Source organism: Streptomyces sp. NBC_00029 (assembly GCF_045160505.1).
Taxonomy (GTDB): domain Bacteria; phylum Actinomycetota; class Actinomycetes; order Streptomycetales; family Streptomycetaceae; genus Streptomyces.
Window position 1 is genome coordinate 4,862,912 of sequence record NZ_CP108292.1, and the last position, 25,785, is coordinate 4,888,696.

Sequence of the window (25,785 nt, forward strand, 5' to 3'; positions counted from 1 at the left end):
ACCGACCGTTCATCCCCGCGCCGCCGCTTCGGCGCAACCCGGGCCTAGCGTCGCGGCTGGATCGTACCGACACGTTGTCGGCGCCCACGCAGCCACTCGGAGGACACTCGTGCGCAAGCTTCTGCCGTTCATCGGCAACCCGCATGGGAGCGGCCGTTCCGCTCTCACCTGTCGTTACCGCTGTGGCGACGCATGCTTCCACGAGGTGCCGAACACAAGCAACAACGAGTACGTCGGCGATGTGATCGCGCGCGCCTACTCCCGCCGCGCGATGCTGCGTTCCGCCGCGGTCGTGACGGTCGCCACCGCCGCCGGTTCCGCCGTGGTGCTGGGCGGCCCGGGGCAGACCGCCAACGCCTCCCCCTCCGCCGAGGCCGGTGCCGGGGCGGCCGGCGGAGCCGGCAAGAGCGGTGAGGCCGCCCGGGGCTTGCGCTTCAAGGCCGTCGCGCCGAACACCGACGACAAGGTCACCGTCCCCGAGGGCCACGAGCAGAACGTGGTGATCCGCTGGGGCGACCCGATCATCAAGGGTGCCCCGGGCTTCAACCCCGACCAGCAGACGGCCGCCGCGCAGGCCGGTCAGTTCGGCTACAACAACGACTTCCTGAGCCTTCTCCCGCTCGGCGGCGACTACGAGCGCCAGCAGCTGCTCGTGGCCAACCACGAGTACACGGACGAGCAGCTCATGTTCAAGGCGTACGACCCGGCCAACCCGACCCGCGAGCAGGTCGAGATCGCCTGGGCCGCGCACGGCCTGTCCGTGGTCGCCGTCCAGGAGGACCACCGCAGCGGCAAGCTGACCGCCGTCGGCCGCCACCAGCTCAACCGCCGCCTGACCGCCACCAGCGAGTTCCGGCTCACCGGCCCGGCCGCGGGCACCGACCTGCTGAAGACCTCCGTCGACCCCACCGGCACCAAGGTGCTCGGCACGCTCAACAACTGTGCCGGTGGCACCACCCCGTGGGGCACCACCCTCCACGGCGAGGAGAACTTCAACCAGTACTTCGCCAATGCCGGTCAGGTCACCGACCCCGCCCGGGCCGCCCGCCTGAAGCGCTACGGCGTGACCACCGGTGCCACCGAGCGCAAGTGGGAGCGATTCGACAAGCGCTTCGACGTGGCGCAGGAGCCCAACGAGTCGCACCGCTTCGGCTGGGTCGTCGAGCTGGACCCGTACGACCCGCACTCGGTGCCGCGCAAGCGCACCGCTCTCGGCCGCTTCAAGCACGAGGCCGCGCAGCCCCGTCTGACCGAGGACGGCCGTCCGGTCGTCTACATGGGCGATGACGAGCGCTTCGACTACTTCTACAAGTTCGTCTCGTCGAAGCGGATGAAGAAGGGCAATTCGCGCGCCGCGAAGGAGCACAACCTCACGCTGCTCGACGAGGGCACGCTCTACGTCGCCAAGCTCACCGGTGACTCCCCGGCCGCCGAACTCGACGGCGCCGGCAAGCTGCCCTCCGACGGCGAGTTCGACGGCTCCGGCGTGTGGATCAAGCTGGCCACCGGCAACGTCTCGCACGTCGAGGGCATGACCGCCGAGGAGGTGTACGTCTTCACGCGCCAGGCCGCCGACAAGGTGGGCGCCACCAAGATGGACCGCCCCGAGGACGTCGAGCCCTCACCGCGCACCGGCCGCGTCTACATCGCGCTGACGAACAACACCGACCGCGGCAAGCCGGGCAAGGAAGGCGCCACCGAGGCCAACCCGCGCAACCTGAACAAGCACGGCCAGATCCTGGAGCTCGCCGAGAACTTCGACGACCCGGCGGGCGACGGCTTCGCCTGGCGGCTCTTCCTGGTCGCCGGTGACCCGAACGACCCGGCCACCTACTTCGCGGGCTTCCCGAAGGACAGGGTCAGCCCGATCTCCTGCCCGGACAACGTGGCCTTCGACCCGCACGGCAACCTGTGGATCTCCACCGACGGCAACCAGCTCGGCTCCCACGACGGCCTGTTCGGTGTGGCGACGGCCGGTGAGCGCCGCGGTGAGCTGAAGCAGTTCCTGACCGTTCCGCGCGGGGCCGAGACCTGCGGTCCGCTCATCCAGGACAAGCGCGTCCTGGTCGCCGTCCAGCACCCGGGCGAGATCGACGGCGCGTCCGTCGAGAAGCCGCAGTCGGTGTGGCCCGACGGTCCGGGCAAGATCGTCCGCCCGGCGGTCGTCTCCGTCTGGCGCAAGGACGGCCGCAACATCGGCGTCTGAGCGGGCCGGTTGGCCAGGTGAAAGGCATCTTTATGGTCTCGAACCAGGCCAATTCCCCTCTGCCAGCCTGCCGACGGGGAGCCGGAGCGTCGTCACGGCGCCCCCGTCGGGGGCGTTGGTGAAGCTCACCGCGATCTCCAGCACCGCCGCCTGCCCCATCACGATCGTGAGTCCCAGGCCGTGGCCGCGCCCGCGGCCCGGGTCTCCGGTGCGGAACCGCTGCGGGCCCTGCTCGATCAGTTCGGGCGGGTAGCCGGGCCCGTGGTCGCGGACCACCACCACCGGGCCCTCCACCGTCACTTCGACCGGTGGCCGGCCGTGTTTGCCGGCGTTGACCAGCAGGTTGGTCAGGATCCGGTCCAGGCGCCGGCGGTCGGTGAGCACCTCCGCGTCCCGGACCACCCGTACCGAAGCGGCCGGCCCGGTCGCCGTGACGGCTCCGGCCCCCGCGGCGGCCCCGGCGACCGCCCGTTCCACGGCCCGGCCCAGTTCCACCCGGGCGAGGTCGGCCCGCTCCACGCCCGATTCCAGCCGGGAGATCTCCAGCAGGTCCTCGGTCAGCAGGTGCAGGGCCTTCAGCCGGTTGTTGATCATCTCCTTGGGGCGGCCCTCGGGCAGCAGGGCCGCCGCGGCCAGCGAGCCGGTGAGCGGGGTGCGCAGCTCGTGCGCGACGTCCGCCGTGAAGCGCTTCTCCGCCTCCAGCCGGCCCTGCAGCGAGGCCGCCATGGAGTCCAGCGCGTGCGCCACGTCCCGTACCTCGTCCCGGGAGCCGGAGTCGCTCGGGAAGTTGACCCGGGCGTCCAGGTCGCCGGCGCTGATCCGGCGGGCCACGGCGGCCGTGGCCGTGAGCCGCCGGCTGATCCGGTTGGCGAGGAACAGGCCGGCCAGCGCGACCAACCCGGCCGCGAGGACGGCGGAGGCGAGGATCGCCGCGTCGACGTCCCGCAGCCGCTCACGGGTGGCCCCGAACGGGAGCCAGACGGCGACGACCTTGTCGTCGGCGGGTCCGGCCGCCCACATGACGGGCTTCCCCTGCTGGAGGCCGACCATGCTGCCGGTCTGTCCGGCCGCGACGAGCTCGCGCAGGGGCCGGGGCAGGTCTGCGGGGTCGAAGACGACGTTCACGTCGCCGTGCGCGGTGCCGTACTCGTAGTGGCCCAGGGCGTGGTCCAGCTCGGTGTCCGCGGCCTTGCGGACCTCTCCGACCATCTGCCGGGCGACCACGTTGTGCACCAGGATCCCCAGCGCCGCGGCGACCATGCAGCACACCATCGTGGTGGTCAGTGCGATCTTCCAGCGCAGGCTGCTCAGCGCGCGCATCGCGACCCGTCCCCGTCCGGCGGGGTCTGTGCGAGCCCCGGGCAGTCGTCGAGGGTGAGCTGGGACAGGTTCATGATTCCGGCCTTCGGGTCCCACACGTAGTCGGAGACGGCCACGTGGTCGGGGTTCGTCGTGGGCTCGCGGACGGCCAGGTGCTCGGCGGCCACCTCCACGCCCTCCAGGACGGCCCGCCGGGACAGGATCCGGGCGATGCTGCCGTCGTCCTGCACGGTGTAGACGCGCAGCTCGCTGAGCCGGCCGTCGATGTCCAGGGCGGTGATGAGCTCCTCCCGGCCGTTGCCCGTCAGGTCGTGCAGGACCGCGGGGCGCACCGGGCAGTCGGGCCCGCCGTCCACAGCCTGTGTGCAGAGCGCGAGGCGCTGGGCGGCGCGCGGGTCGACGAGCCGGCCGGTCCCGCCGTCCTGCTCGGTGGCGGAGGTGATGTCGGCGCGTACGACGGGCAGCGCGTCCACCCCGCGCATGGTCCGGTCCGCCACCTTGGGGAGCCCGGGGACCACGGCGGCCGTGCCCGGCTTCTGGTCCGGGGCGGGCGGGTCGGGGCGGATGTCCTTCCACAGGCTCTTCGGGGCGTGCACCGTACCGAGGTCGCCCTCGCTCTGCAGTCCTTCCACATCGGCGCACCCCGCCAGGAGTAGGGCGAGGACCATCACGGCCGGGACGCGGTGCATGCTCCGATGCTGCCCCGTGCGGCCCCGCCCGGCCCGGGAGGCGGCCCATTCGGGGGACGGCGCCGCCGCGCGGGCGGCGCCCGTGGGTCAGGACTCCGGCCGGGCGATGGCGAGGGCCGCCGCGATCTCCTGGTGGACGGGTGCGAGGACGCTCGCCGCCGCGGCCTCCGGCTCGGCGTCGACCCGTACCGGGACGGTGCTGGTGCGCACCCGGCCGGCCAGACGGTGGAGCTGGCGCGCGATCGACTCCACCTCCTCGGCGGGGGGCGGGGGCGCGCCGTGGTTGACCCGTACCCGTGCGGCGGTGGTCGCGTCCACGATCCGCTCGACGGCGACGACCAGGGGCCACCAGGCGGCGGCCCGCGCCCCGGTCGGCGGCGGCTCGGTCAGCGCCCGCTGGAACTCGCTGCGGACGCCCGACAGGTCCCGGTAGATGCGCCGCCGGGCCTGGAGGCGGGCGGTGCGCGCCGCCGCGAGCGCGGCCTCGTCCGGGACCGGCGCGAAGGCCCGTTCCACGTAGCGGGCGGCGTCCTCCACGGTGTCGGCGAGCCGGTCCCCGATCCGGGTGCGCCAGCTCTCGGGCCACAGCAGGTATCCGAAGACGAGGGTGATGGCGCAGCCGATCAGGCTGTCCAGCAGCCGGGGCCGGATCAGGTCGAAGCCCTGGTGGTTGAGCAGGTCCGACAGGAGCAGGATCACCGGGGTGATCGCGGCGGTCTGGAAGGCGTACCCCTTGACGGAGAAGGCGGGGATCAGCCCGGCGAGCACCACCATCACCGGGACGTCCCACCAGCCGCGCGGCACCTCGGCGAGCACGGCGGCCGCGACGACCAGTCCGCCCGCGGTGCCCAGCGCGCGCAGGACGGCCCGGGAGAACACCGAGCCGAAGTCGGGCTTGAGGACGAAGGTGACGGTCAGCGCGATCCAGTAGGACCGCTCGACCTCGATCACCGATACGAGGGACTGCGCGATCCCGATGCACAGCGCGAGCCGCAGCCCGTACCGCCAGGAGGCCCGGGACAGCATCATGTCGCGCACCGCCCGCCGGGCCCGCACGCGCAGGGCGGCGGGCCGGCCGAGCCGGTCGTCCACGTTGTGCAGGTCCGGTTCGGCGACGTGCACGATCTTCGCGGCATGCCGAAGGGCCGCGTCGACGGCCCGCTCCGCCGGGGTGTGCGCCGCGGGCAGGTCCAGTACGGGGGCTGCGGTGCGGCCCTCCTCGACGGCGTCGGCCAGCTCCCGCACGGCGGCCGGGATCTCGGGCGGCAGCGGCCGGCCGCGCAGGTGCGCGGCGGGGGCGGCCTCCACCAGGGGGATCACCACGTTGAGCTGGGCGAGCAGCCGCACGAGCGAGGGGCTGCGCCCGTGCACCCGGGCCCGGCGGCCGAGGACGAGGTCGTAGGCGTGGTTGATGGCCCGGGTGACCTCCTGGCGGCGCGCGTCGTAGAGGTCGCCGGGGCCACCGGCGGCCTCCAGGGCGTCGGCCAGGGCCCGGTAGGTGTCGGCCACGGCGGTCCGCTCGGGCTGCCGGCGGCGCAGCGGCCAGCCGAGCAGGGTCAGCACGAGGACGAACAGCCCGCCCGCGGTCAGCAGCACGGGCGCGATCCACCAGGGCCGGGGCAGCGGCAGCCCGGCGCCGATCACGGCGTTGAGCAGGAGCAGCAGCCCGGACACGGAGGCGACCGTGCCGATGGAGGAGATCATCCCGGAGACGAGCGCGACGAGGGTGAGCGCTCCGACGGCCAGCCAGCCCTGCCCGTAGACCAGGGTGCCCAGGGCCACGCCGACCGCGCCGAAGAGCTGCGGGACGGCGATGTTCAGGACCCGCATCCGGTAGGCGTCGGCGGTGTCGCCGATGACTCCGGCGAGGGCGCCCATGGAGGCGAGCGCGCCGTATTCGGGCTCGTCCAGGGCGAAACCGACGGCGAGCGGCACGGCCAGTGCGATCGAGGCGCGGGCCACGGCGGCCCACGGGATCGGTGCGGCGCTGGGCTTCAGCCCGTTGAGCAACCAGGAGGGCGGAGCCAGCGGATGGTGCCGGGCCCGCCGCGACGATATGTGTTCGGTGCGTTCGGTGCTCATTCCCGCTTCCGTGCCCGCCGCTCGCGAATCGGTTCTTCTGGGATCTTCTGCGTGCTTCTGCGTGTGTTGGTACCTTCCGAGCTTATGGGGTGCGGCGTAGTCGGCCCGTCACCCATGCGACGAGTACGGCCGCGAGCCCGATCGCCAGGACCGCCCAGGCGGTGGTGCGCAGGTACGCCGTGAGGGCGTCGTACACCGCGCCGGCGGCGGGCCGGTCGATGTCGGCGGGCAGATCGTCCAGGGTGAGCCGGCGGCACACGTCCACCGCGAGCCACAGCAGTGCGGCCCCGACGGCCAGTCCCGCTCCGGTGGCCATGACGGCGCGCCGGCGGTGGACGGCGACCGCGATCGCGGCCGCGGCCAGGATCACGGTCAGGACGGGGAGCCAGACGCCGGCGACCTGGAGCATGTGGAAGCCCTTCCGCAGAGCGCCGAGGTTGTCGTACTCCATGACCGTCACGGTCGGGTGGGTCACCGGGATCCGGTCGGCGAACGGCACCTGGTCGGCGACGAGGTCGCCCCTGACCTGGGCGATGACGGGGGCGAGGTCGAGGGTGAGGGCGTCGCCCCGGCCGGTGGTGAGGGCGTTGAGGAAGGCGGCGTGGGCGGCGCGGTTGGCCGCGTCCCAGGCGGTCCGGTAGGCGGAGGTGCCGGCGAAGGAGTGCAGGGCCTCGCCGAGCAGGGTGTCCACCCCGATCTGGAAGGGGCCCGCGTCGATCTGGCCGGCGAGGGCGCGGCTGACCTGCGTGACCACGACCTCCTGCACCTTCGGGTTCTCGGCGAGCGGGGACATGGCGGCGGTGTACCGGTCGGCGTTGCCCAGCTCGCGGTCGGCCCAGTACGCGACGGCGCTCGCGGGCACCAGCAGGGCCACGAGCACGATGAGGACAGCCGACACGGTGGTGCGCACGTCACCAGGGAAAGCGCGCACGGGGCCGGGCGCGAGCGGTGTTGCTGCGGGTGGGTGGTGGCACGCCGGGAGCGGTGACATCCTTGCGTCCCTTATTCTGGACATTTAATATCCAGGATATGAAGATGAGCGAGGGCGTCGAGTGGGCGCTGCACAGCTGCGTCAACCTGGCCTGGAGCGGGCCGGACCGGGCCGTGTCGGCGGCGCGCCTCGCCGCATGGCACGACCTGCCCGCGGCCTACCTCAACAAGCAGCTCCAGGCCCTGGCCCGGGCCGGCATCGTCACCTCCACGCCCGGCCCCCGGGGCGGCTTCCGGCTGGCCCGTCCGCTCGACGCCATCTCGCTCATGGACGTGGTCGCCGCCGTCGAGGGGCCCGATGAGGCCTTCCGCTGCGCGGAGATCCGGCAGCAGGGCCCCGGCGCCGGCGAACCGGCGGACCCCGCCCCGGAGAGGGACTCCGCCGAGTGCGCCATCGCGCATGCCATGACACGGGCCGAACTGGCCTGGCGCAGGGCGCTCGCGGCCCAGAACCTCGACGAGATCCGACAGCAGGCCGAGCGGCAGGCCCCCGAGGCCCCCGAACGGCTCCGCGCCTGGCTCGCCGCGCGGTAGCCGCAGCGCCGGCCGCACCACACGTACGGAAACGGACACGGAAACAGGGAGCTCGGCATGACGCGCAGCATCATCAATCCGGCAGGACTCCACACGCCGACCGACTACGGCTACAGCCACATCGTCTCCGCACCCGGCGAGCAGGTCTTCATAGCCGGCCAGTACGGCTCCGACGAGAGCGGCCACGTCGTCTCCGAGGACTTCGCCGACCAGGTCGAGCAGGCCTTCGCCAACCTCCGCACCGCCCTCGCGGCCGTCGGCCTCGGCCCCTCGGACGTCGTCCGCATCGGCACGTACATCGTCGGCCACGACCAGCGGAAGCTGGAGATCCTGCTGGGGCACCTGCACTCCACCTGGGGCACCGAACTGCCCGCCCAGACCCTGATCGGGGTAGCCGCGCTCGCCCTGCCCGGCATGCTCTTCGAGATCGACGCCGTGGCCGTGCGCACGCCCTGACCGCTGATCCACTTGCCGGTCGGGGGCGGCGGGTGTGCCCTGGATGATGGGAGAGAGGAGCCCGTCATGGCACATGCGGCACCCAGCACCTTCGGGCGGCACCGGCAGTCGGCGGACCTGACCCATCTGAGCAGGGGCGCGTACGTGAGGCCACTGCTCCTCGGACTCGTCTACGGCGTCTGGGCCGCGTTCATGAAGCGCCAGATGGGCCCGGTGGACGCGGGCAACGTCTTCTACGGGATCCTGTGCGGCGTGCTCTTCGCCGGGATCATGTTCGCCCTGGCCCGGATCGGACCCCGCCTGAAGCGGGAGGTCCACGCCGCCGCGTACGGGGCCTTCGGCGGCATCGCCGTGGGCTACCTGCACAGCCTCACCAACCAGTCGATCCTCAAGGCCGTGGCGGTGGGCCTCGCCGTCGCCTTCGGCGTAGGAGCGATCGCCTTCTACCGCTACTACACGCACGAGGACTGAGGCGGCCGGCCGGCGCGCGCCGGTTCCCGTGCCCGTGACCGGGGCAGGGGAGCCGGCGCGCGCCGCATGTCTGCGCGCGGTTCCTACGCGGCGGAATCCGCGGGGGCGGTCTGCTGCCGTTCGCTCTCGGCCGGGGCGGCCGTGGCCGTAGCCGTCGCCGTGGTCTTCGGTGACGCGGCCTGATCGGTCTGCCGGGCCGGCGGCGCGAACCGGGTGACCTCGGCGCGGAGCATGGCGTTCAGTGCGGCGTACGGGTCGATGGGCATGGCGGAACCTCACGGTGTTCAGGGGGGTGTGGGGGCTGCGTCGGGACCTCGGTCCGCTCAGCAGCGCAGGACCACACTCCGCACCGTCCGCCGGGACAGGGCCGGTTCGGCCGCCTCCGTGTCGGACTCGCACTCCGGAGCCTCGCGGTGTTTCACGTGAAACACCGCGAGCGGTGTGCGCCGTACGCCGGGCAGCCCGCGCGTGATCGTCCGTACGGCCGCCCGCGCCTCGGGGTCGGGGGCCGGATCGGACTGGCCCTCGCCGGGCTCGGGGGACTCCGCGGGAGCCCCGGGCAGGGCGGGGGCTGCGGGCACACCGGAGGCGGGCCGGAACTCGGCGGCCTCGGCGCCGGCCGGACCGGCACCGAAGACGCACAGCAGCACGACACAGACCACGGTCACAGCCCTGGTCAGTGCCGAACGCGCGTGGTGCCTCCCGCTCATGCGAGGGGTGTGCCCCGCCACGCCGAACGACTCCCATACGGACCTCGAGAAGCCCCCGACCGGGGGACGAAGACACCCCCCACGGCTGACAGTCGGCCGTGGCCCGCCGGTCCGGGTGCCGCGCGAGCGGGAGGGCTCAGCGGGTGCGGCGCTGCCCGGTCAGCCGGGCCAGCACGGCGGTCTCCCCGCCGACCAGCCGCAGTTGGGCCCGGTCGACGGGCCCCTCGTGGCCGGACACCTCGCCGGGCGAGACCCGTACGACGGTGAACACGGCCGTGCGGCTGTCGGCGCGGGGGATCTCGATGGTCCGGCCCCGCCGCAACTCGCCGAGGCGAAGACCCTCTCCGGTCACCACGGCGGTCCCGGCCGCCCCCGGCGCCGGCCCGCCGGTGTCCCAGGAGACCTCCTCGCGGTCGCCGGTCAGCGGAAGGTCCACGCCCAGGCTCGGGATGCGCAACCGCAGGGGGCGCGCGGACCGGAGGGGTCCCGTGACGGTCCGCAGCGGCCCGGCGGCGGTGCGCGGTGAGCGGGCTCCCCGGCGGGGGGCGTGCGCGTCGGGCTGTTCCAGCTCCCGCACGAGACGGCGGTGGCCGGAGAGCCCCAACGCCCTCGAGGGCAGCGCGTCGTCGGTGGTGACGGCGGCGGGCCTGGCCCCCTCGGTCCGTTGCAACGCCGCGATCCCGGTGGACAACAGAACCACCGTCAGCGAGGCGACGACCCACTTGGCGCGGGACATGGGATTCCCTCCTGTCCGGCTCGTACGGCCGGGTCTTGTGAGCAGTGGACACCTCCTCTGCCCGTCGGTACTCCGTGCAACACGGTGGACTGACATGGCGTCACGGGCGTGTCGTCGCAAGATGGGGGAGTCTTCGCAGTTCGCGACGGGTCGACCCGTCGGCTGCCGGGGGTGGCGGCCATGCGCCCGAACGGGTGAGAGCGCAGCCGCCCGGGGCGTGTCCGGGGCATGCTCACGGCGGGTGGCGTGCCCGCGGTCACCGGCACGCTTTTGGCCACGGGTGCCTACTCCCGCTGAGGGTTCACAGCACGACGGCGGCCGTGCCCGCGCCCATCAGTACGGCGGCCAGGTGCATGGCCGGGTGGCCGTAGTCGCCGTACCAGAGGTGGCGGGCCAGGCCGCCCAGGGCGGCCAGCGCGGCGATGATGCCGATCTGTCCGAACAGGGTGACGGCGCAGCAGGGGGCCAGGAGCAGCAGGAACGAGTTCAGCCAGAACGGGGCCGCGCCCGTCCAGCCCCGCCATTCCCTGATCGCCGTCGCCATGTACTACCGGCCCCCTCGTGCTCAACTCATCGGCTGCACAGCCTCCTTGGGTGCGGAGGCGGGCACAAGGGCTCGTTCGGCTAGAAAACCGAAGGCCAGGCCGAAAGTCGCCCACAGTGCCGACTGGATGGCCAGGGACGCGAGACGGAAGTCCCAGATGAGAGCGGCCGGGAAGTCCGCCGGGACCTCGTTGACGCCGGGCAGCACGGCGTACGCGATGCCGATGACGAGGACGAAGGCCGCGCCGGCGACGACCGACGCGTTCCATGCCCCGAGCGCCGGCGCGAGCCGCCGCCCGAGGATCAGCGCACCCGCTGCCAGCAGCGCGCTCAGGGCGATCATCAGGAGGTAGAGGGCGGTCCGCCGGGCGGCGGTGCCGGGATCGCCCACGGCGGGCGGGTTGGCCGGGTACTTGAAGAACGGCACCAGGGTCACGGTGACGTAGAGACCGCCGGTGACCAGCGCGGCCGTGGCCCGCGGGCCGAAGCGGCCGATGCGGCCCAGGGCGAAGCAGAAGACGAGCGCGGCGATGCCGCCGAGCGCGACCCCGTAGAGCAGGACGCCCGTGCCGAGTCCGGCCGTGGCCTGGAGGGCCCGGCTGACCGGGGCCTCCTCGCCGTGGTCGTGCCCGGCAGCGGCGGCCTCTTCGATGGCGATCGCCGCGTCCACCTTGGACTCACCGAGGAGGTACGCGACGAGGAAGGCGGCGGCCCCGGCCAGCAGGCCGGCGAGCATGCCGCGGACGAGCAGGGCCCGGGGAGAGACCCCACCCGCAGAAGTGGAAGCCATGTTCTGTTCCCTTGCTGGGACGTCGGTCGGTGGCAGGGGAATCAGTGGCAGGGGAAGCCGAGCAGGTGGCGGCCGTCGTGCAGCCACTCGTGGATGGTCTCCCCCTCGAAGACCGCAGTGGCGCCCTGCTCGGCGCCGACGAAGTACAGCAGGACGAGCATGAGGATGCCGACGAACACGGCCCAGGGGGCCAGTGCGGAGAGCGAGATGGGGGCGATGGCGGGCGAGTTCGTCGTGGGCACGGCGGAGTGGGCCATGGCAGAACCTCCAGGGGGAACACGCGTCCCGGTCAGTGGTGCTCGCTGCGACGGTGGCGGGTCTGACTTCCCTCCCCTCCGGGACGTTTCACAGTGGCGCGACCGCGCCGGATTTTCACCGGGCTTCCGTCGTACCGTCGTCATTCAATTGTGTCGTTTGTGACCGTACCGCGCTTACGCTCCCCTTATGAAGACCTCGTTGGTGCGAGTCCGGCTCATCTGCTTCCCTCTGGACGCAGCCGCCCGTCAGGGCCGCTTCGGTCACGCCCGGCCGTGCCCCGGTCACGAGGGACTGCGCGGTCTGGACACGGGCGAGTGGGCGGGCCGCACCCTGGACGAGGTGGCGGGCCGGGAGCCGGAGGCCGTGCGGGCCTGGCTGTCGGATCCCGCGTACGCGCCGCCCGGCGGGGAGTCCGTGGACCGGCTGGTCGCCCGCGTCGGTGCGGAGCTGGCCGCTCTGGCCGAGGGGACGCACCGGGTGGAGGTCGAGCAGGCCGTCGTACGGGCGGCCGTGGTGCACGCCCTGGAACTGCCCGCGGCGACGTTCTGGCGCCTCGACGTACGGCCGGAGTCGGTGACCACCCTCACCGGGCGGGCCGGGCGCTGGAACCTCCTGGTGGGACAGCCGCAGGACGAGCTGTAGCGGGCGGACCGCTCAGCACGTCGGCCCGGACCCCGCGACGCGGTCCGGGCCGATACGTGGCGAGCGGCGTACTGGAGGAGTAAGTCCGATCTAGGCGACGATCCAGTCGGACGTCGCGATCACCGGCTGCACCCCGTCACGGTGGACGGTGCCCTCGATCAGGCCGTACATCCGGTCCGCCGCGAAGTAGACCTCGTTGTCGTTCTTGAGGCCGAAGGGCTCCAGGTCGACGAGGAAGTGGTGCTTGTTGGGGAGGTTCAGGCGCACCTCGTTGACCTTGGGGCAGTTGTCGAGCACGCGCTCGGCCATCTGGTTCAGGGTCTGCTGCAGCGAGTACGAGTACGTCTCCGCGAAGGCTTCCAGCATGTTCTTGCGGACCTTCTTGTACGACTGGTCCCAGTCGTACCCGGCGTCGTCGCCGGCCAGCGCCGAATGCGCCCAGCGCGCGGTGACCTTGGTCGCCAGGATGCGGTCGTACGCCTCCTGCAGCGTCGTGTACTTGTCCTTGATGTAGCCGTGGAACTCGGAGTTGGTCGAGTTCATCACCGTCAGGTCCTTCAGGCCCGAGATGACCTGCAGGCCGGTCGTCTCGCTGTAGGTGATCTGCGCGGTGCGCACCTCCTGGCCCTTGCGGACGAAGGAGTGCTGCTCCTTGCGCGTGGGGACCGGGATCCGGTCCCACACGTACTCCTCGATGCGGATCTGGGCCTCGCGGATCGGCTCCTGCGAGGAGACGAAGTGCTTGGCGAGCAGGATGCCGAAGGCCTCGGGGGATTCGATGCCGTGTTCCTTGCCGAAGGCGTACACGGTGTTCTTGGTGGTGTCGGTCGGCAGGCAGTTGGCGTTGTTGCCGGTGAGGTGGACATCGCGGAATTCACCGCGGAGAGCGACCGAGACGTTGAGGTCGCGGATCTCGTGCCAGGAACCGTCGCCGCCCTTGCGGGTCACCTTCACGATGCGGTTCTCGGCCTTGCCGTACTGGTTCTGGGCCAGGACGTGCTTGCTCATGCTGTCTTCCTTCGGGTACTCGGGAACACGGAGTCCGGTCGTCTGGATCCCGTACGCCCGGCGTCCAGCGCCCGCCCGAATCAAGGACGTCCCGCTCCCCGCCGTTCGGCCCCTCGCCGAGGGACCGCCCCGGGCCTGACGTGCATCCCGGTTCGTAGGTGCTTGGCCTGTTGTGCGTCTTGACGGCCTGCACGGATTGCAGCATGTGTACGGGTGGTTCATCCCCGTACAAATCCTCCGAACACCAGCACCCACGCCTTGGGCGACCCCACAGATCCGCAGGTCAGACGGTGTGCGCATCCGCCACGGAGAGGGCCTCGTCGAGGATCCGCAGCCCCTTGGCCACGTCGTCCGCCGAGATGTTGCACGGCGGCGCGATGTGGATGCGGTTGCCGGCGACGAGCGGCCAGAGCCCGCCCTTCTTGCAGGCGGCCCCGAATTCGGCCATCGGGGCGTTCTCCGCCCCGGAGGCGTTGTACGGGACCAGCGGCTCGCGGGTCTCCTTGCTCCGTACGAGCTCCAGGGCCCAGAAGGTGCCGAGCCCGCGGACCTCCCCGACCGAGGGGTGCCGTTCGGCGAGCGCGCGCAGGCCGGGGCCGAGCAGTTCGGCGCCCGTGCGGGCGGACTGCTCGACGATGCCCTCCTCCTCCATGACGTTGATCGTCGCGACGGCGGCCGCGCAGGCCAGCACGTGCCCGGAGTACGTGAGCCCGCCCGGATAGGGCCGACGGGCGAAGGTCTCGGCGATCGCCGCCGAGATCGCGACCCCGCCGAGCGGGAGGTAGCCGCTGGTCACGCCCTTGGCGAAGCAGATCAGGTCGGGGGTCACGTCCCAGTGCTCGGAGGCGAACCACGTACCGGTGCGCCCGAAGCCGACCATGATCTCGTCCAGGATGAAGACGATGCCGAAGCGGTCGCAGAGCGCGCGGACCCCGGCCAGATAGCCGTCCGGGTGCACGAGCACGCCCGGGGCGCCGCCGACGGTCTCCAGGATGATCGCGGCGATGGACTGCGGGCCCTCGAAGACGATGGTGTCCTCCAGGTGGCGCAGGGCCCGCTCGCACTCCTCGGCCGCGGTGGCCGCGTAGAAGGGCGAGCGGTAGGCGAAGGGCCCCCAGAAGTGCACGACGCCGGCGGTCGCGGAGTCGTTGCCGAAGCGGCGGGCGTCGCCGGTCAGGTTGATCGCGGTGGAGGTGGCGCCGTGGTACGAGCGGTAGGCGGACAGCACCTTGGGCCGGCCGGTGTGCAGGCGGGCCATGCGGACGGCGTTCTCCACCGCCTCGGCCCCGGCGTTGGTGAAGAAGATCTTGTCGAGGTCGCCGGGGGTGCGCTCGGCGATCAGCCGGGCCGCCTCGGAGCGCACGTCGACGGCGAAGCCGGGCGCGACGGTGCACAGCCTGGCCGCCTGCTCCTGGATGGCCGCGGTGACCTTCGGGTGCTGGTAGCCGATGTTCGTGTAGACGAGGGCGCTGGAGAAGTCGAGGAAGCGGTTGCCCTGGTAGTCCCAGAAGTACGACCCTTCGGCGCCGGCCACGGCGAGCGGGTCGATGAGCTCCTGCGCCGACCAGGAGTGGAAGACGTGCTTCCGGTCAGCGTCTTTCACGGCGGCGAGGGCGTCGGCTTCTGCGTTCATGAAACGAGCGTAGTTGTCCATGATGTGGACGCGGCGGGGGTCGCCCCGCCGCGTCCGCCGCCCGGGGTCAGGCCAGGGCCTCGCGGTACAGCCGGAACAGCCGGGGCCCGGGGGCCGGGGCGGCGGCCTCCAGCCGGGCCCAGGCCTCGGACGCCGCCGCCCGGGCCGTCGTCCCCGGCCACGGCTGCGGCAGCAGCTCCGGCGGCAGCAGCGGGTCGGGGAGCATCGCCTCGGAGAAGGCCGCGGCCAGCGCGACGGCGTGCGCCAGCCCCGCGACGGCGCCGTCGGCCGCCGCGCCGTCGGCCTCCGAGGGGCCGGCCGCCTCCGCCCCGACGGGCCGCTCCGCGAGCGCCCGCAGCCCCTCGTACCGCGCCGCGATCTCCGGCAGCGGCCACAGCCGCTCCGCCAGGGTCCGCGGGTCCGAGGTGCCGCCCACCGTCAGGTCCCGGGTGCTCAGGCAGCTCAGCGCCTCCGGCAGGCCCAGCTCCTGCGCATGCGCCCGTACGTACGGACCGATCGCGTTCGGCGTCACGTACAGCCCGCCCTGGACCGGCGCCGCTCCCAGCCCGGTCAGCGCGTCCCGCAGGGAGTCCCGCGCGGACCGCGCCGATTCCGGTACGGCGAAGGCGAAGGCGTGCCAGACCCCGTCCCACGGCTCCAGACCCCGGTCCTGCCGGTACGCGTGCCGGACGAACTCCACCTCCGGGACGAGCGGCAGTCCCGGCCCGGGCCCCGTCAGCTGCAGGACGGCGCGCCGGCCGCGCCCCTCCACCGTGAACCGGCCCTCGGCCACCAGCCGCTTCACGCACAGCCGCACCTGCTGGTCGGTCATGCCGAGCAGGGCGGCGACCTCGTACAGCTCGCCGCCCGCGACCGTCCCGTCCTCCCGGACCAGCGCGTGCACCACCATCCGCGTGGGGATCCCGCTCATCGCGCCGCCACCTCCTTGTGCATCGTCGTCACGCCCCCGAATCCCAGCACGTCCCGCAGCCAGGGCGTGCGCCGCACCCGTACCTCCCGGAAGCCGTGCCGCTCGTACAGGGCCCGGGCCCGCGGGTTCTCCGCGACCACGTCCAGCCGGATCCGCCGGCACCCCTGCTCCGCGGCGATCGCCTCGATCTCGTGCAGGAGCAGTCCGCCGATGCCCCGGCCCCGCTCGGCTGCCGCCACGGCGATGCCGTCCATGACCAGCTCGCCGCGGGCCGGGGTGCGCTCCAGCAGGGCCAGCAGGAACACCCGGTACAGGCCCCGGACGTGCCCGTACTGCGCCCTGACCGCGGCCGCGTCGCCGCCGACCAGGCCGCGTCCGGCCAGCTGGTAGCCCGCCACGCCCACCACGCGGCCGTCCCCGTCGCCGGCGCCGCCCGACAGTGCGGTCACGGCCCGGTCCGCGTGCAGGTGCCCGGCGATGAACCGCCGGCCGGCCGCCGGGGGGCCGAGCGCGAGGCCCAGCTTTCCCGCGAAGGCTTCCCAGTACAGCTCTGCGACGCGCGCGGCGGCCCCCTCGGGCAGCCCGCGCCGTACCTCCACGCTCTCCGTCGTCATACGCGCAAGCTTAATACGTTCATTGCAGATACGATCGTTTTTGATGTGAGCGAATAAGTGTGTGAATCCCGAGCGAAGAACCCGGAGCCGCAGATGACCGAGACCCGCACACCCGGAAGGGCCCGCCGGGGCCGCCGGGCCCTCCTGACCGGCCTGCTCCTGACCCTCACCACCGCACTCCTCCTCGCCGGCATCGTCCTGTGGCAGCACGACTACGAGATCCACGAGGAGCGCGTCACCGTCCCCGCCGGCGGCCACGACCTCCCCGGCGTGCTCGCCACACCCACCGGCAAGGGCCCCGGCCCCTTCCCGCTCGTCGTCCTCGTGCACGGCGACGGCGAGGTCGACGCCACCCACGACGGCTTCTACCGCCCCTACTGGGAGGCCTTCGCCCGCGCCGGTTACGCCTCGCTCTCCCTCGACAAGCCCGCCGACTGGCTCGGCCGGACCATGGACGACCGGGCGCGCGAGACCACCGACGCCATCGCCTGGGCGGCCCGCACCCGGCCCGATATCGACCCCGCCCGCATCGGCCTGTGGGGCGCCAGCCAGGCCGGCTGGGTCATGCCCAAGGTGGTGGCCGGGGCCCCCGCCCCCGGAGTGCGCTTCGTCATCGCGGTCGGCACCGCCGTGAACTGGGTGCGCCAGGGGGAGTACAACCTGAGGGCCGAGCTCCGCGCGTCCGGGGCGGGCGCCGACCGCACGGCGGCCGCCCTGCGCACCCGGGAGGCCACCCTCGCGCTGCTGCGGCGCGGGGCGGCGTACGAGGAGTACCGCGCGAGTCCGGGCGCCGACCCGGAATTGACCCGGGAGCGCTGGACGTTCATCAGCCGCAACCACACCGCGGACGCGACCGCCGACCTGGCCGCGATGCCGCCCGTCCCGGTGCTGCTGATCTCCGGCGCCGATGACCTGAACGTGGACGGAGCCGAGACCGAGGCCGTGTACCGGAGCGTCCTCGCGCCCGGCACCCTCACGGTCCGGCGTTATCCGGGAGCGACCCACGCCCTGCTGCGCACCGAGGTCGAGCGCTCCTCCCGGCGGCTGACCCTGACGGCCGTGTTCGCCCCGCGTTCCCTCTTCCCGCCCGGCCTCCTCGCCGACCAGCAGCGCTTCCTGCGCGACCTCAGCCGGCCAGCGTGACCCGCGCGAGTTCCCGTACGGTCTCCAGCCCCACCGGGCCGTCCCCGTCCCGTACCGCTGCGGTGAAGCACTCCTCGTACGCGTCGCCGAGCGCGGCGCGGCCTCCACACGGGCCGCGTCGGCGCGCGAGTGATCCGGGCCGCCGCGCACGGCCAGGGAGGCGGCCGCGACGTCCAGCAGGGCAGGGCCGCGCCACAGCTCCAGGGCCGTGCGCAGGAGCCGTGCCGCGCCCTCGCGGTCCCGGCCCCCCGACTCCGACGCCGCTTCCGTCCTCGCCCCGTACGTCCAGGGCCCCCAGCATCGGGATCCGCATGGCGTCATTGCGGGGCGCGGGCGGGCGATATCGCCATGTCGATATCGGGGACGGCCCCCGGGCGAAATGCGGGGGCCGTCCTGCGGAGTGCAGGGCCCGGACGGGTGCGTGCGTGGGTGTGCGCGCCGGCGCGGCGGGGAAAGGGGCTATTTGTCGGAGTAGCTGAAGTCTCCGACAGTCCAGGCGCTGACGTCCTTGACCGCGATTCGGTACATTCCGCCTGTCTCGGGGATGCCCAGGGTGCCCTGGAGGATGCGTGCGACATGGAAATGCAGGTGCGAGGGCGCCCCGGCCTGCTGTCTGTCGCCCCGGTCGGGAGAGCTGAAGATCTCGGCGAACGGGCCCAGCTGGTCGGAGTCCCGCAGGACCTCGGCCACCCGCTGACGCCAGACGCTCTCGGGGGCGAGGCGGCCTGTGATGACGGCGCCGTGAACCACGACGGTCAGGGACATCTGATTGGTCTGCTCCGACTCGACCATGGTGGCGAGATCGAGGAGCAGGTCGTCAGGGATCGACATGGGCACGGACTCTAGCAAGCGTGCTCGCGTACCGGCCGGGCTTCGGGGGAGCGGCTGCTCCCGTGCCGTCCGGGACATGCGGACGGCCGAGGCCCGCACCCCAGGGTGCGGACCTCGGCCGCGTCTGCGTGCCGGCGCGGAGGCCGGGCATCAGACGTCAGCGTCAGGCGGGAACGATGTTCTCGGCCTGCGGGCCCTTCTGGCCCTGCGTGACGTCGAAAGTAACCTTCTGGCCTTCCTGAAGCTCACGGAAGCCGGAAGAGGCGATGTTCGAGTAGTGGGCGAAGACGTCGGCGCCGCCACCCTCCTGCTCGATGAAGCCGAAGCCCTTTTCCGCGTTGAACCACTTCACGGTGCCAGATGCCATATGAATTCTCCTTTGGGGCAGTGCCCGGATCCGCACTGTGCGGGCCCGGTGTCGCCGTGATGATTGCCCCGACCGGAACGAGTAGATTTCACTGCATGCACCGGAAATAAAAAGTGCACCCACCGGAAAATCCGGTGAGAGCACTTGTAAGTTTTTGGGAACCACAACTGCAACGGACGTCACCGTAGCACAGCAGGTACCGTTGGCAGCGGAAATCTCCGCGCGTCCGATCGGTAATTCCGGACGCGCAGCAGGTGATTTCCGGACCCGGAAATCATATGAACGCCCGGGGTTATTCCGTGGGAGCATGCCCGCCGGCACGGGACGGCGGCCGTGACGGCTCACGACCGGCCGACGGGGTCCGGCGAGTGGCCGACGTCGTCGGGGGCGGCTCGGATACCGTCGCAGTGCCCCCGCCAACGGGCGGGGGACCGGGGCCCGTTGCCCCGTATCCGGCAGAGCAGGGAGTACCCCGTGCCCCACGCAGTCGTCGACTACTCGGACTCGCTGACCGGCGCCTTCGACCGGCGGGCGTTCGCGCTCGAACTGCACGCGCTGGCCGCCGAGATCCTCGACACCGCGATCGGCAACTGCAAGACGCGTTTCCACCGCCTGGAGGAGTCCGTCGTCGGGGAGGGCACCGACGGCCGGTCGGTGGTCATCCACGTCGAGCTGGCCATCGCCAGGGGTCGCACGCCCCAGACCAAGTCGCGCCTGACCCGGTCGGTGCTGGAGCTCGTCGAGCGCCACACGTCGAAGGCCGCCGGCCTCGTCGTCAACGCCTCCGTGGACGTGCGGGACCTCGGCGACTTCTACACCAAGAGCGCGACGACGCCCTGACACGGCCCCGGCCCCTGACCCTCCAGGCCGTCTCTTTCGGATCTTGCCGGGCAGCGCGGGCCCGGGGGCACCTCCCAGCGGACGCTGGGGGAGCAAGATCCGAAAGAGACGGCCTAAGGGCTGTCCCGCAATCCCCGGCGGGCGCACGACGCCAGCTACGGCACCTCGCTGCGTTGTCGGATCGCCCGAATACGCCCGGTATAAGTACGACCCTCCGCCTTGCGATGCACCGCATCTGACGCCGTGCGCTGACCCACCGCGGATTACGGGACAGCCCTTAAAGGGTGTTGCAGAAGGCTCGGTTCGGGGTATTTCGCCTGTATGGGTGGGGTGTTGAGGGCTGAGCCGGTGTGGGTGGAGACGTTCACGGGCTTGCGGATCGAGCGGTTTGCGAAGCTGGTGAAGGTGGTGCGGGAGCGGGGCGGAAACGGTCCCGGCGGTGGCCGTCCGTGGTGCCTGCCGCTGGCGGACCGAGTGCTGCTGGTAGCGGTGTACTACCGGACGAACCTCACGATGCGGCAGCTCGCTCCGCTCTTCGGGATCTCCCCGGCTACTGTCTGCCGGGTCATCCAGCGCCTGCGGCCACTGCTGGCGCTGGAACCGGCGCCGCGGCCCGTCGCCGACGTGGAACGGTTGTGGATCGTGGACGGAACCCTCATCCCCGTCCGCGACCGAACGGTTGGCGCTTCGTCGAGGAACTACCGATTCTCGGCGAACGTGCAGGTCATCATCGACGCGGACAGCCGCCTGGTCGTCGCGAGCGCACGCCCGGCACCGGGGAACAAGGCCGACGCCCACGTCTGGCGGGAGTCGGACCTGCCGGCCGCGGCGGCCGGGGCAACGGTCATCGCGGACGGCGCCTACCTCGGCACCGGCCTGATCGTCCCGCACCGCAGAAGAGCCGGACGTCCCCTCCTGCGCGGCCAGGAAGAGGACAACGCCGAACACCGGCGGGTCCGAGCCCGCGTCGAGCACACCTTCGCCCGCATGAAGAACTGGAAGATCCTCCGCGACTGTCGCCAGAAAGGAGACGGCCTCCACCACGCCGTCCAGGCCGTCGCCACCATGCACAACCTCGCCATGACACGGTGAAACAGCAGGCCAGACAGCACACCGGCATGCCCGCGACGGACCTTCTGCAACACCCTTTAGGCGCCGATGCGCAGCAGTGCCAGCGTGATGTTGTCGGGGCCGCCGGCGTCGATGGCGGCCTTCCACAGCTCGAAGGCGGCCCGGCCGTCGTCGTGCACCCGCAGCAGCGCCTCGATCTCCTCGTTCGTCACCGGGTCGGTCAGCCCGTCGCTGCACACCAGGTAGCGATCGCCCTCGGTCACCGGGAAGGCCGCGACGTGGGGGGTGATCTCGTCGTATCGGCGGCTGCCGCCGAGGACCTGGGTGACCGCGGAGGTGGTGCGGTGCCCGGGCAGCGGCGGCGGGCTGTCGTCCACGCTGACCTGGAGCAGTCCGTCCTGCGCCGCGTGGAACACCTTGCTGTCGCCGACGTTGAACGCCAGCAGCGAATCCGCCAGGACCAGGGCCCCGGCGACCGTGGTCCCCATGGTGGCCAGTTCCGGCCGCCCCTCGGTGGCCGAGTACACGGCGCGATTGCAGAGGTTCAGCGCGTCACCGACGGCCTCCGGGCCGTCGAGCGTGGACCCGAGCGAGGAGAGCTGGCGTACCACCAGTTCGCTGGCCACCTCGCCGGCCGGCTGGCCGCCGAGACCGTCCGCGACGGCGACGACGAGCGGTCTGCCGAAGGGGAAGACCAGTGTCTGGGGATTCTGGGTCACGGTCCCGCACAGGGTCCACGGCCCGATGACGAGGCTGTCCTCGTTGTGCTCGCGCACCAGCCCGACATGACTCAGGGCGGTCACAGCTATGTACGGCACCTCGACGTCCCGCCTCTCGGCAATGGCTACGGCTACGGCTGCAGCTACGGCAGAGCAAGGGCGCACGCGCCCTTCCCCACCATTGTCGCGCCGCTCCGGCATGCGGGCTGCGGCGCGCCGGAGCACCCTTGTCGTGGAGCCGCCTGTTCCCCGACCGGCGGCCCTGCGAGGAAGGACTGCCGCAGATGTTCGCGAGGCTGAGCACCTACCAGGGATCACCGGTCCCCGCGGAGGGAGACGTGAGCGCGAATTCGGAGGCGATTGTCAGGCAGGTCCAGGACGTTCCCGGCTTCCGGGGGGTCTATTACCTCGTCGACCGGGCCACGGGCGTGGCCAAGTCGCTGACCCTGTGGGACGACGAACGGACCATGAGGGACAGCGAGGAGCAGGCCGCCCGGATCCGTGAGGAGACCGCGCAGCGCGAGGGCCAGCGGATCGTCTCGGTCGAACACTTCGAGGTGGGTTTCAGTCACCTGCTGCCGTAGCGCGACGCAGCGCGGAACGACGTGATGCACGAGGAGCGATGGCCATGGGCAAGCTCTCGATCGACCAATTGCGGGAACGGGTACGCGGGGCGGTCGTCACCCCGGACGACGAGTCCTACGACGAGGCGCGCAAGGTCCACAACGCCATGATCGACCGGAGACCGGCCGCCGTCGTGCACTGCGCCAACGCCGGCGACGTCATGGCCGCGGTCGACTTCGCCCGCGAGAACGGGCTCGACCTCGCGGTGCGGGGCGGCGGGCACAGCGTGCCCGGCTTCGGCACCTGCGACGGCGGCGTGGTGGCCGACCTGTCCGGGATGCGGGGCGTCCGCGTCGACGCCGCGGGGCGAACCGCCCGCGCGGAGGGCGGAGCGACCTGGGGCGACTTCAACGCGGCCACGTACCCCTTCGGACTGGCCACGACCGGCGGGATCATCTCCACCACCGGCATCGGCGGGCTCACCCTCGGCGGCGGCATCGGCTATCTGGCCCGCGGGCTCGGTCTGAGCTGCGACAACCTGGTGTCGGCCGATGTGGTGACCGCGGACGGCCGGCTCGTCGTGGCGAGCGAGGAGGAGAACGCGGACCTCTTCTGGGCGCTGCGCGGCGGCGGGGGCAACTTCGGCGCGGTGACCTCCTTCGAGTACCGGCTGAGCCCCGTCAAGGACATCTACGGCGGGCCGATGCTCTTCGAGCTGGAGGACGCCCCCACCGTGCTGCGCTCCTTCGCCGACCACATCGCCGGTGCGCCGGAGGAACTCGGCGGGTTCCCGGCCTTCCAGATCGCCCCGCCGCTCCCGTTCATCCCGGCTGACCGGCACGGCGACACGTTCGCGCTGATCGTGGCGTGCTGGTCGGGGCCGCTCGACGAGGGGGAGCGCGCCCTGCGCGCCTTCCACGACTTCGCGCCGGTGGTCGCCGAGCACGTGGGCCCGATGCCGTACCCGGCGCTCAACAGCGCCTTCGACGCGCTCGTGCCGCCCGGTCTCCAGCACTACTGGAAGGCCAACTTCGTGTCCGAGCTCAGCGACGCCGCGATCGAGGCGCACGTGCGGCACGCGCCGGGCCTGCCCGCCGTGAACTCGACGGTCCACATCTACCCGATCAACGGCGCCTGTCACCGCGTCGCACCGGACGCGACGTCCTTCGCGTACCGCGACGCCTCGTTCGCCACGGTGATAGCCGGGATGTGGCCCGACCCGGACACCAACGAGGCGGGTACGGCCTGGGTGCGCGACTACTACGAGGCGACCGCCCCGCACTCCGAGGAGGGCGGCTACATCAACTTCATGGCCGATGACGACCAGGACCGGATCCGGGCCAACTACAAGGGCAACTACGACCGGTTGGTGGCGGTGAAGCGCGCCTACGACCCGGAGAACCTGTTCCACCTGAACCAGAACATCCGGCCGTAGGGAGCGCGCCGGCCTGTTGTACCTGTGGGGTGGGTCTGCCCGTCGGCGGACCCACCCCGTACGCGTGCGCGCGCGACGGTGCGGTGTCCGTCGTGCGGCTGCGCCACCTGCTGCGGTGCTGACCGGCCGATCTGCCGGTCGCTCCCGCACCCGCGTACGGGAGGACCCCGCCCGGGAAGCCGGGCGGGGTCCTGCGTGTCGGCCGGGGCCGTCGACTACTTCGCCGCGGGCGCCGCGGCCGTGGCCGGTACGGGGGGCAGCTCGGGGATCGGGGGCCCCACGGGCAGCAGCTCGGTGACGACGAAGGCGACCACGGCCGAGATGATCACGACCGGGATCATCGCGGTGCCGCCGAGCATCAGGACGACCATCACCACGCTGCTCACCGGCAGCCGCAGCGCGCTGGCGGCGGTCGCCGCCATTCCCGCCCCCATCGCCGGCACGATGCCGAGACCGGGCAGCGGCCCGAGCAGGACTCCCGCGACGGCGCCGAGGCAGAGCGCCGGGAAGACGGGGCCACCGCGCAGGCTGCCGAGGCAGATGGCGTAAGCGGCGCCCTTGAAGAGGAGGATGCCGATCAGCGCGCCCACGCCCCAGGAGTGCGGGTCGGCGGCCAGCTTGCCGATGGCCGCCTGCCCCGACCCGGTGACATCGGCGGGCGAGAGCCCGGTGATGAGCGCGTAGAGGCTGGCGCAGGCCGCGGCGGCCAGGGCGCACTGGACGGTGCGCAGGAGGGGCCGCTCGAGCACGTACGCGGCGATCAGGCGGGCCCCGGTCAGTATGGGGTGCAGGGCGAGCGCGAGGGCCGCGGCGATGGCCACCGCCCAGAGCACGTCGGGCACGTCCAGGTGGGGCACGGGGACGCCCAGATCGAGCTTCAGGCTGCCGACCGGCAGCCCGGTCCAGCGGCCGAGACCCGTGAACACCAGGTCGCCGACCCCGGCGGACAGCAGAGACGGCAGCATCACCGCGAACAGCTGCGGCCCGCCCACGCCCGCCACCTCGATCAGCAGCACCGCGGCGATCAGCGGATTCCCGAAGATCGTGGCGATGGCCGCGGCGGCGCCGGCCGCGCCCACGAGGGCGGTGCCCTGCGGGGTCACGGGCGCCTGCGAGAGGTTGCGGAACAGCAGGGCCAGCCCGCCGCCGAGGGCGATCAGCGGGGCCTCCGGGCCCAGCACCGCGCCGAGCGGCAGACTGGCCACGGCCGCGATCACGACGCCGGGAAGGTAGGAGGCCGAGGCCCCGCCGGTCTGCAGGCCGGCCGCGGGGAGGTGACCGCCGTTGCCGCGCATGTGCGGGACGACCAGGCCGACCACGATGCCGGCGACGAGCAGCAGGGGGAGCGGCCACCACCACGGCGGGGCGTCCCAGCCCAGGGCCTCGGGGAGGTCCGTCCACATCAGGTGTTCCATCTTGTGCAGCGCCGCGAGGAACCAGAACGACGCGAGGGACACCGGGATGCTGATGAGCCCGCAGAAGATCAGCAGCTTGAGGTAGCCGGGGCTGCGGAGGGTCTGCCTGAGGACGTCGGCCTCCTGCGGCTGCGTTCCGCCGGGGGGCGGTTCGGATCGAGGGCGCGACTGCGGCATGGCTCACTTCCTTTCCGCTTCCTCGATGGTCCACCTCGGGGGCGCACTTCGCCGCTCAGGGCTCGTCGTCCGGGCCGGGGGGCGGCGAACTGCGCCTGTGGATGCCGATTTTGACCGCGCCGACGAGCGCTTTGGCGATCACTCCGATGAGGATCAGGTCGGCGACCATCTGGAAGGTGACCAGCACCCGGCCGCCCTCGGTGGTGGGGACGATGTCCCCGAATCCCACGGTGGCGAAGGTGGTGATCGTGAAGTAGAGGGCGTCCGTGCGGGTCAGCGGCTCCGAGAAGGAGGTGGGGTCCTGTGCGGCGAGCAGGTAGTACGTCGCGGAGAACAGCACCAGGAACAGCGGTACACCGGTGGCCAGCGCCTCCAGTGCGCGCATCCGCGGGAACTGCGCGTGGGCGACGGCGGCGATCTGCCAGGCCGTCAGCAGCCCGAAGACCACGAGGCCGAGCACGAGCGTCATGACGGTGGTGATACCGAACCCGCCCTCCAGGGGCGCCACGTAGTAGAGCCCCGTGAGGAGCGCGACCGAGAGCACCGAGCGCAGCAGGTGGCCCAGCAGGACGCGCCGGCGCTGATCGGCTGCGTTGCGTTCCATGCCTTC

General features: G+C 72.3%; 29 protein-coding genes. 10 read left to right on the plus strand and 19 right to left on the minus strand.

What is annotated here, in order from left to right; all coding sequences use genetic code 11:
• The first annotated feature begins 109 nt into the window (after positions 1 to 109).
• On the plus strand, positions 110 to 2,206 hold the full coding sequence (locus OG753_RS22730) for a PhoX family phosphatase (protein ID WP_327263531.1): 2,097 nt from the start codon (positions 110 to 112) through the stop codon (positions 2,204 to 2,206).
• A gap of 30 nt (positions 2,207 to 2,236) precedes the next feature.
• Here the strand turns inward: OG753_RS22730 and OG753_RS22735 are convergent, their stop codons facing one another.
• From OG753_RS22735 to OG753_RS22750, 4 genes are all read right to left on the minus strand, one after another.
• The gene (locus tag OG753_RS22735; protein ID WP_327263532.1) at positions 2,237 to 3,526 is read right to left on the minus strand and encodes a HAMP domain-containing sensor histidine kinase; all 1,290 of its coding nucleotides are present in this window, start codon (positions 3,524 to 3,526) and stop codon (positions 2,237 to 2,239) included.
• Positions 3,514 to 4,215, minus strand: coding sequence for a hypothetical protein (locus OG753_RS22740; protein WP_383195960.1), 702 nt, complete (start codon positions 4,213 to 4,215; stop codon positions 3,514 to 3,516). The genes OG753_RS22735 and OG753_RS22740 overlap by 13 nt, the downstream gene beginning before the upstream one ends.
• Before the next feature lie 87 nt (positions 4,216 to 4,302).
• Positions 4,303 to 6,297 (minus strand): FUSC family protein, encoded by a 1,995-nt coding sequence (locus OG753_RS22745; RefSeq protein ID WP_327263534.1) that lies wholly within the window; start codon positions 6,295 to 6,297, stop codon positions 4,303 to 4,305.
• Between the two features lie 82 nt (positions 6,298 to 6,379).
• Positions 6,380 to 7,207: a hypothetical protein gene (locus OG753_RS22750; protein ID WP_405789879.1), complete on the minus strand. Its 828-nt coding sequence runs from the start codon at positions 7,205 to 7,207 to the stop codon at positions 6,380 to 6,382.
• Between the two features lie 125 nt (positions 7,208 to 7,332).
• Here OG753_RS22750 and OG753_RS22755 point away from each other — a divergent pair, with 125 nt between their 5' ends.
• The 3 genes from OG753_RS22755 (at position 7,333) to OG753_RS22765 (ending at position 8,748) form a co-directional block, all read left to right on the plus strand.
• Positions 7,333 to 7,821, plus strand: a complete 489-nt coding sequence (locus OG753_RS22755; protein ID WP_405792771.1) for an RrF2 family transcriptional regulator — start codon at positions 7,333 to 7,335, stop codon at positions 7,819 to 7,821.
• 57 nt (positions 7,822 to 7,878) lie between these two features.
• The gene (locus OG753_RS22760) at positions 7,879 to 8,277 is read left to right on the plus strand and encodes a RidA family protein (RefSeq protein ID WP_405789880.1); all 399 of its coding nucleotides are present in this window, start codon (positions 7,879 to 7,881) and stop codon (positions 8,275 to 8,277) included.
• A 66-nt stretch (positions 8,278 to 8,343) separates the two neighbouring features.
• Positions 8,344 to 8,748: a hypothetical protein gene (locus OG753_RS22765; protein ID WP_405789883.1), complete on the plus strand. Its 405-nt coding sequence runs from the start codon at positions 8,344 to 8,346 to the stop codon at positions 8,746 to 8,748.
• Between the two features lie 83 nt (positions 8,749 to 8,831).
• Here OG753_RS22765 and OG753_RS22770 read toward each other — a convergent pair whose 3' ends face one another.
• From OG753_RS22770 to OG753_RS22795, 6 genes are all read right to left on the minus strand, one after another.
• On the minus strand, positions 8,832 to 9,014 hold the full coding sequence (locus OG753_RS22770) for a hypothetical protein (RefSeq protein ID WP_327263538.1): 183 nt from the start codon (positions 9,012 to 9,014) through the stop codon (positions 8,832 to 8,834).
• Between the two features lie 57 nt (positions 9,015 to 9,071).
• Positions 9,072 to 9,458: a hypothetical protein gene (locus OG753_RS22775; RefSeq protein ID WP_405789884.1), complete on the minus strand. Its 387-nt coding sequence runs from the start codon at positions 9,456 to 9,458 to the stop codon at positions 9,072 to 9,074.
• A gap of 136 nt (positions 9,459 to 9,594) precedes the next feature.
• Complete coding sequence (locus OG753_RS22780; protein WP_405789885.1) at positions 9,595 to 10,194, minus strand: hypothetical protein; 600 nt, start codon at positions 10,192 to 10,194, stop codon at positions 9,595 to 9,597.
• A 301-nt stretch (positions 10,195 to 10,495) separates the two neighbouring features.
• Positions 10,496 to 10,738, minus strand: a complete 243-nt coding sequence (locus OG753_RS22785) for a hypothetical protein (protein ID WP_327263541.1) — start codon at positions 10,736 to 10,738, stop codon at positions 10,496 to 10,498.
• Positions 10,739 to 10,759: 21 nt separating this feature from the next.
• On the minus strand, positions 10,760 to 11,527 hold the full coding sequence (locus OG753_RS22790) for a CbtA family protein (protein ID WP_383195985.1): 768 nt from the start codon (positions 11,525 to 11,527) through the stop codon (positions 10,760 to 10,762).
• A gap of 41 nt (positions 11,528 to 11,568) precedes the next feature.
• Positions 11,569 to 11,784 carry a CbtB-domain containing protein gene (locus OG753_RS22795; RefSeq protein ID WP_052870447.1) on the minus strand — a complete coding sequence of 72 codons (216 nt, stop codon included), beginning with the start codon at positions 11,782 to 11,784 and terminating at the stop codon, positions 11,569 to 11,571.
• A gap of 187 nt (positions 11,785 to 11,971) precedes the next feature.
• Here OG753_RS22795 and OG753_RS22800 point away from each other — a divergent pair, with 187 nt between their 5' ends.
• Positions 11,972 to 12,427, plus strand: coding sequence for a histidine phosphatase family protein (locus OG753_RS22800; RefSeq protein WP_327263543.1), 456 nt, complete (start codon positions 11,972 to 11,974; stop codon positions 12,425 to 12,427).
• Positions 12,428 to 12,517: 90 nt separating this feature from the next.
• On the opposite strand, the gene pucL is transcribed toward OG753_RS22800, so the two are convergent.
• The 4 genes from pucL to OG753_RS22820 form a co-directional block, all read right to left on the minus strand.
• Positions 12,518 to 13,435, minus strand: a complete 918-nt coding sequence (gene pucL / locus OG753_RS22805) for a factor-independent urate hydroxylase (protein ID WP_327263544.1) — start codon at positions 13,433 to 13,435, stop codon at positions 12,518 to 12,520.
• A gap of 283 nt (positions 13,436 to 13,718) precedes the next feature.
• Positions 13,719 to 15,068 carry an aspartate aminotransferase family protein gene (locus OG753_RS22810; RefSeq protein WP_405789887.1) on the minus strand — a complete coding sequence of 450 codons (1,350 nt, stop codon included), beginning with the start codon at positions 15,066 to 15,068 and terminating at the stop codon, positions 13,719 to 13,721.
• Between the two features lie 67 nt (positions 15,069 to 15,135).
• Complete coding sequence (locus OG753_RS22815; protein WP_405789889.1) at positions 15,136 to 15,999, minus strand: PaaX family transcriptional regulator C-terminal domain-containing protein; 864 nt, start codon at positions 15,997 to 15,999, stop codon at positions 15,136 to 15,138.
• Positions 15,996 to 16,613: a GNAT family N-acetyltransferase gene (locus OG753_RS22820; protein WP_405789891.1), complete on the minus strand. Its 618-nt coding sequence runs from the start codon at positions 16,611 to 16,613 to the stop codon at positions 15,996 to 15,998. The genes OG753_RS22815 and OG753_RS22820 overlap by 4 nt, the downstream gene beginning before the upstream one ends.
• A gap of 93 nt (positions 16,614 to 16,706) precedes the next feature.
• Here OG753_RS22820 and OG753_RS22825 point away from each other — a divergent pair, with 93 nt between their 5' ends.
• Positions 16,707 to 17,756, plus strand: coding sequence for an alpha/beta hydrolase family protein (locus OG753_RS22825; RefSeq protein WP_405789893.1), 1,050 nt, complete (start codon positions 16,707 to 16,709; stop codon positions 17,754 to 17,756).
• Between the two features lie 459 nt (positions 17,757 to 18,215).
• Here OG753_RS22825 and OG753_RS22830 read toward each other — a convergent pair whose 3' ends face one another.
• Positions 18,216 to 18,587 (minus strand): hypothetical protein, encoded by a 372-nt coding sequence (locus OG753_RS22830; RefSeq protein WP_401277709.1) that lies wholly within the window; start codon positions 18,585 to 18,587, stop codon positions 18,216 to 18,218.
• A 163-nt stretch (positions 18,588 to 18,750) separates the two neighbouring features.
• Positions 18,751 to 18,954: a cold-shock protein gene (locus OG753_RS22835; protein WP_030011983.1), complete on the minus strand. Its 204-nt coding sequence runs from the start codon at positions 18,952 to 18,954 to the stop codon at positions 18,751 to 18,753.
• Between the two features lie 474 nt (positions 18,955 to 19,428).
• On the opposite strand from OG753_RS22835, the gene OG753_RS22840 reads away from it, so the two are divergent.
• Positions 19,429 to 19,794: an isomerase gene (locus OG753_RS22840; RefSeq protein WP_327263551.1), complete on the plus strand. Its 366-nt coding sequence runs from the start codon at positions 19,429 to 19,431 to the stop codon at positions 19,792 to 19,794.
• A 321-nt stretch (positions 19,795 to 20,115) separates the two neighbouring features.
• Entirely contained in the window at positions 20,116 to 20,886 is a 771-nt protein-coding gene (locus OG753_RS22845; RefSeq protein WP_405787225.1) for a transposase, read from the plus strand.
• A gap of 56 nt (positions 20,887 to 20,942) precedes the next feature.
• On the opposite strand, the gene OG753_RS22850 is transcribed toward OG753_RS22845, so the two are convergent.
• Positions 20,943 to 21,683, minus strand: coding sequence for a protein phosphatase 2C domain-containing protein (locus tag OG753_RS22850; protein WP_327263552.1), 741 nt, complete (start codon positions 21,681 to 21,683; stop codon positions 20,943 to 20,945).
• A 239-nt stretch (positions 21,684 to 21,922) separates the two neighbouring features.
• Between OG753_RS22850 and OG753_RS22855 the strand changes: the two genes are divergently transcribed.
• Both OG753_RS22855 and OG753_RS22860 read left to right on the plus strand, forming a co-directional pair.
• Positions 21,923 to 22,168 (plus strand): hypothetical protein, encoded by a 246-nt coding sequence (locus OG753_RS22855; protein WP_327263553.1) that lies wholly within the window; start codon positions 21,923 to 21,925, stop codon positions 22,166 to 22,168.
• A 44-nt stretch (positions 22,169 to 22,212) separates the two neighbouring features.
• Positions 22,213 to 23,583, plus strand: coding sequence for an FAD-binding oxidoreductase (locus OG753_RS22860; protein WP_327263554.1), 1,371 nt, complete (start codon positions 22,213 to 22,215; stop codon positions 23,581 to 23,583).
• Between the two features lie 215 nt (positions 23,584 to 23,798).
• On the opposite strand, the gene OG753_RS22865 is transcribed toward OG753_RS22860, so the two are convergent.
• Positions 23,799 to 25,175, minus strand: coding sequence for a chloride channel protein (locus OG753_RS22865; protein ID WP_405789896.1), 1,377 nt, complete (start codon positions 25,173 to 25,175; stop codon positions 23,799 to 23,801).
• A 55-nt stretch (positions 25,176 to 25,230) separates the two neighbouring features.
• Positions 25,231 to 25,779, minus strand: coding sequence for an ion channel (locus OG753_RS22870; RefSeq protein ID WP_327263556.1), 549 nt, complete (start codon positions 25,777 to 25,779; stop codon positions 25,231 to 25,233).
• Positions 25,780 to 25,785: the final 6 nt, after the last annotated feature.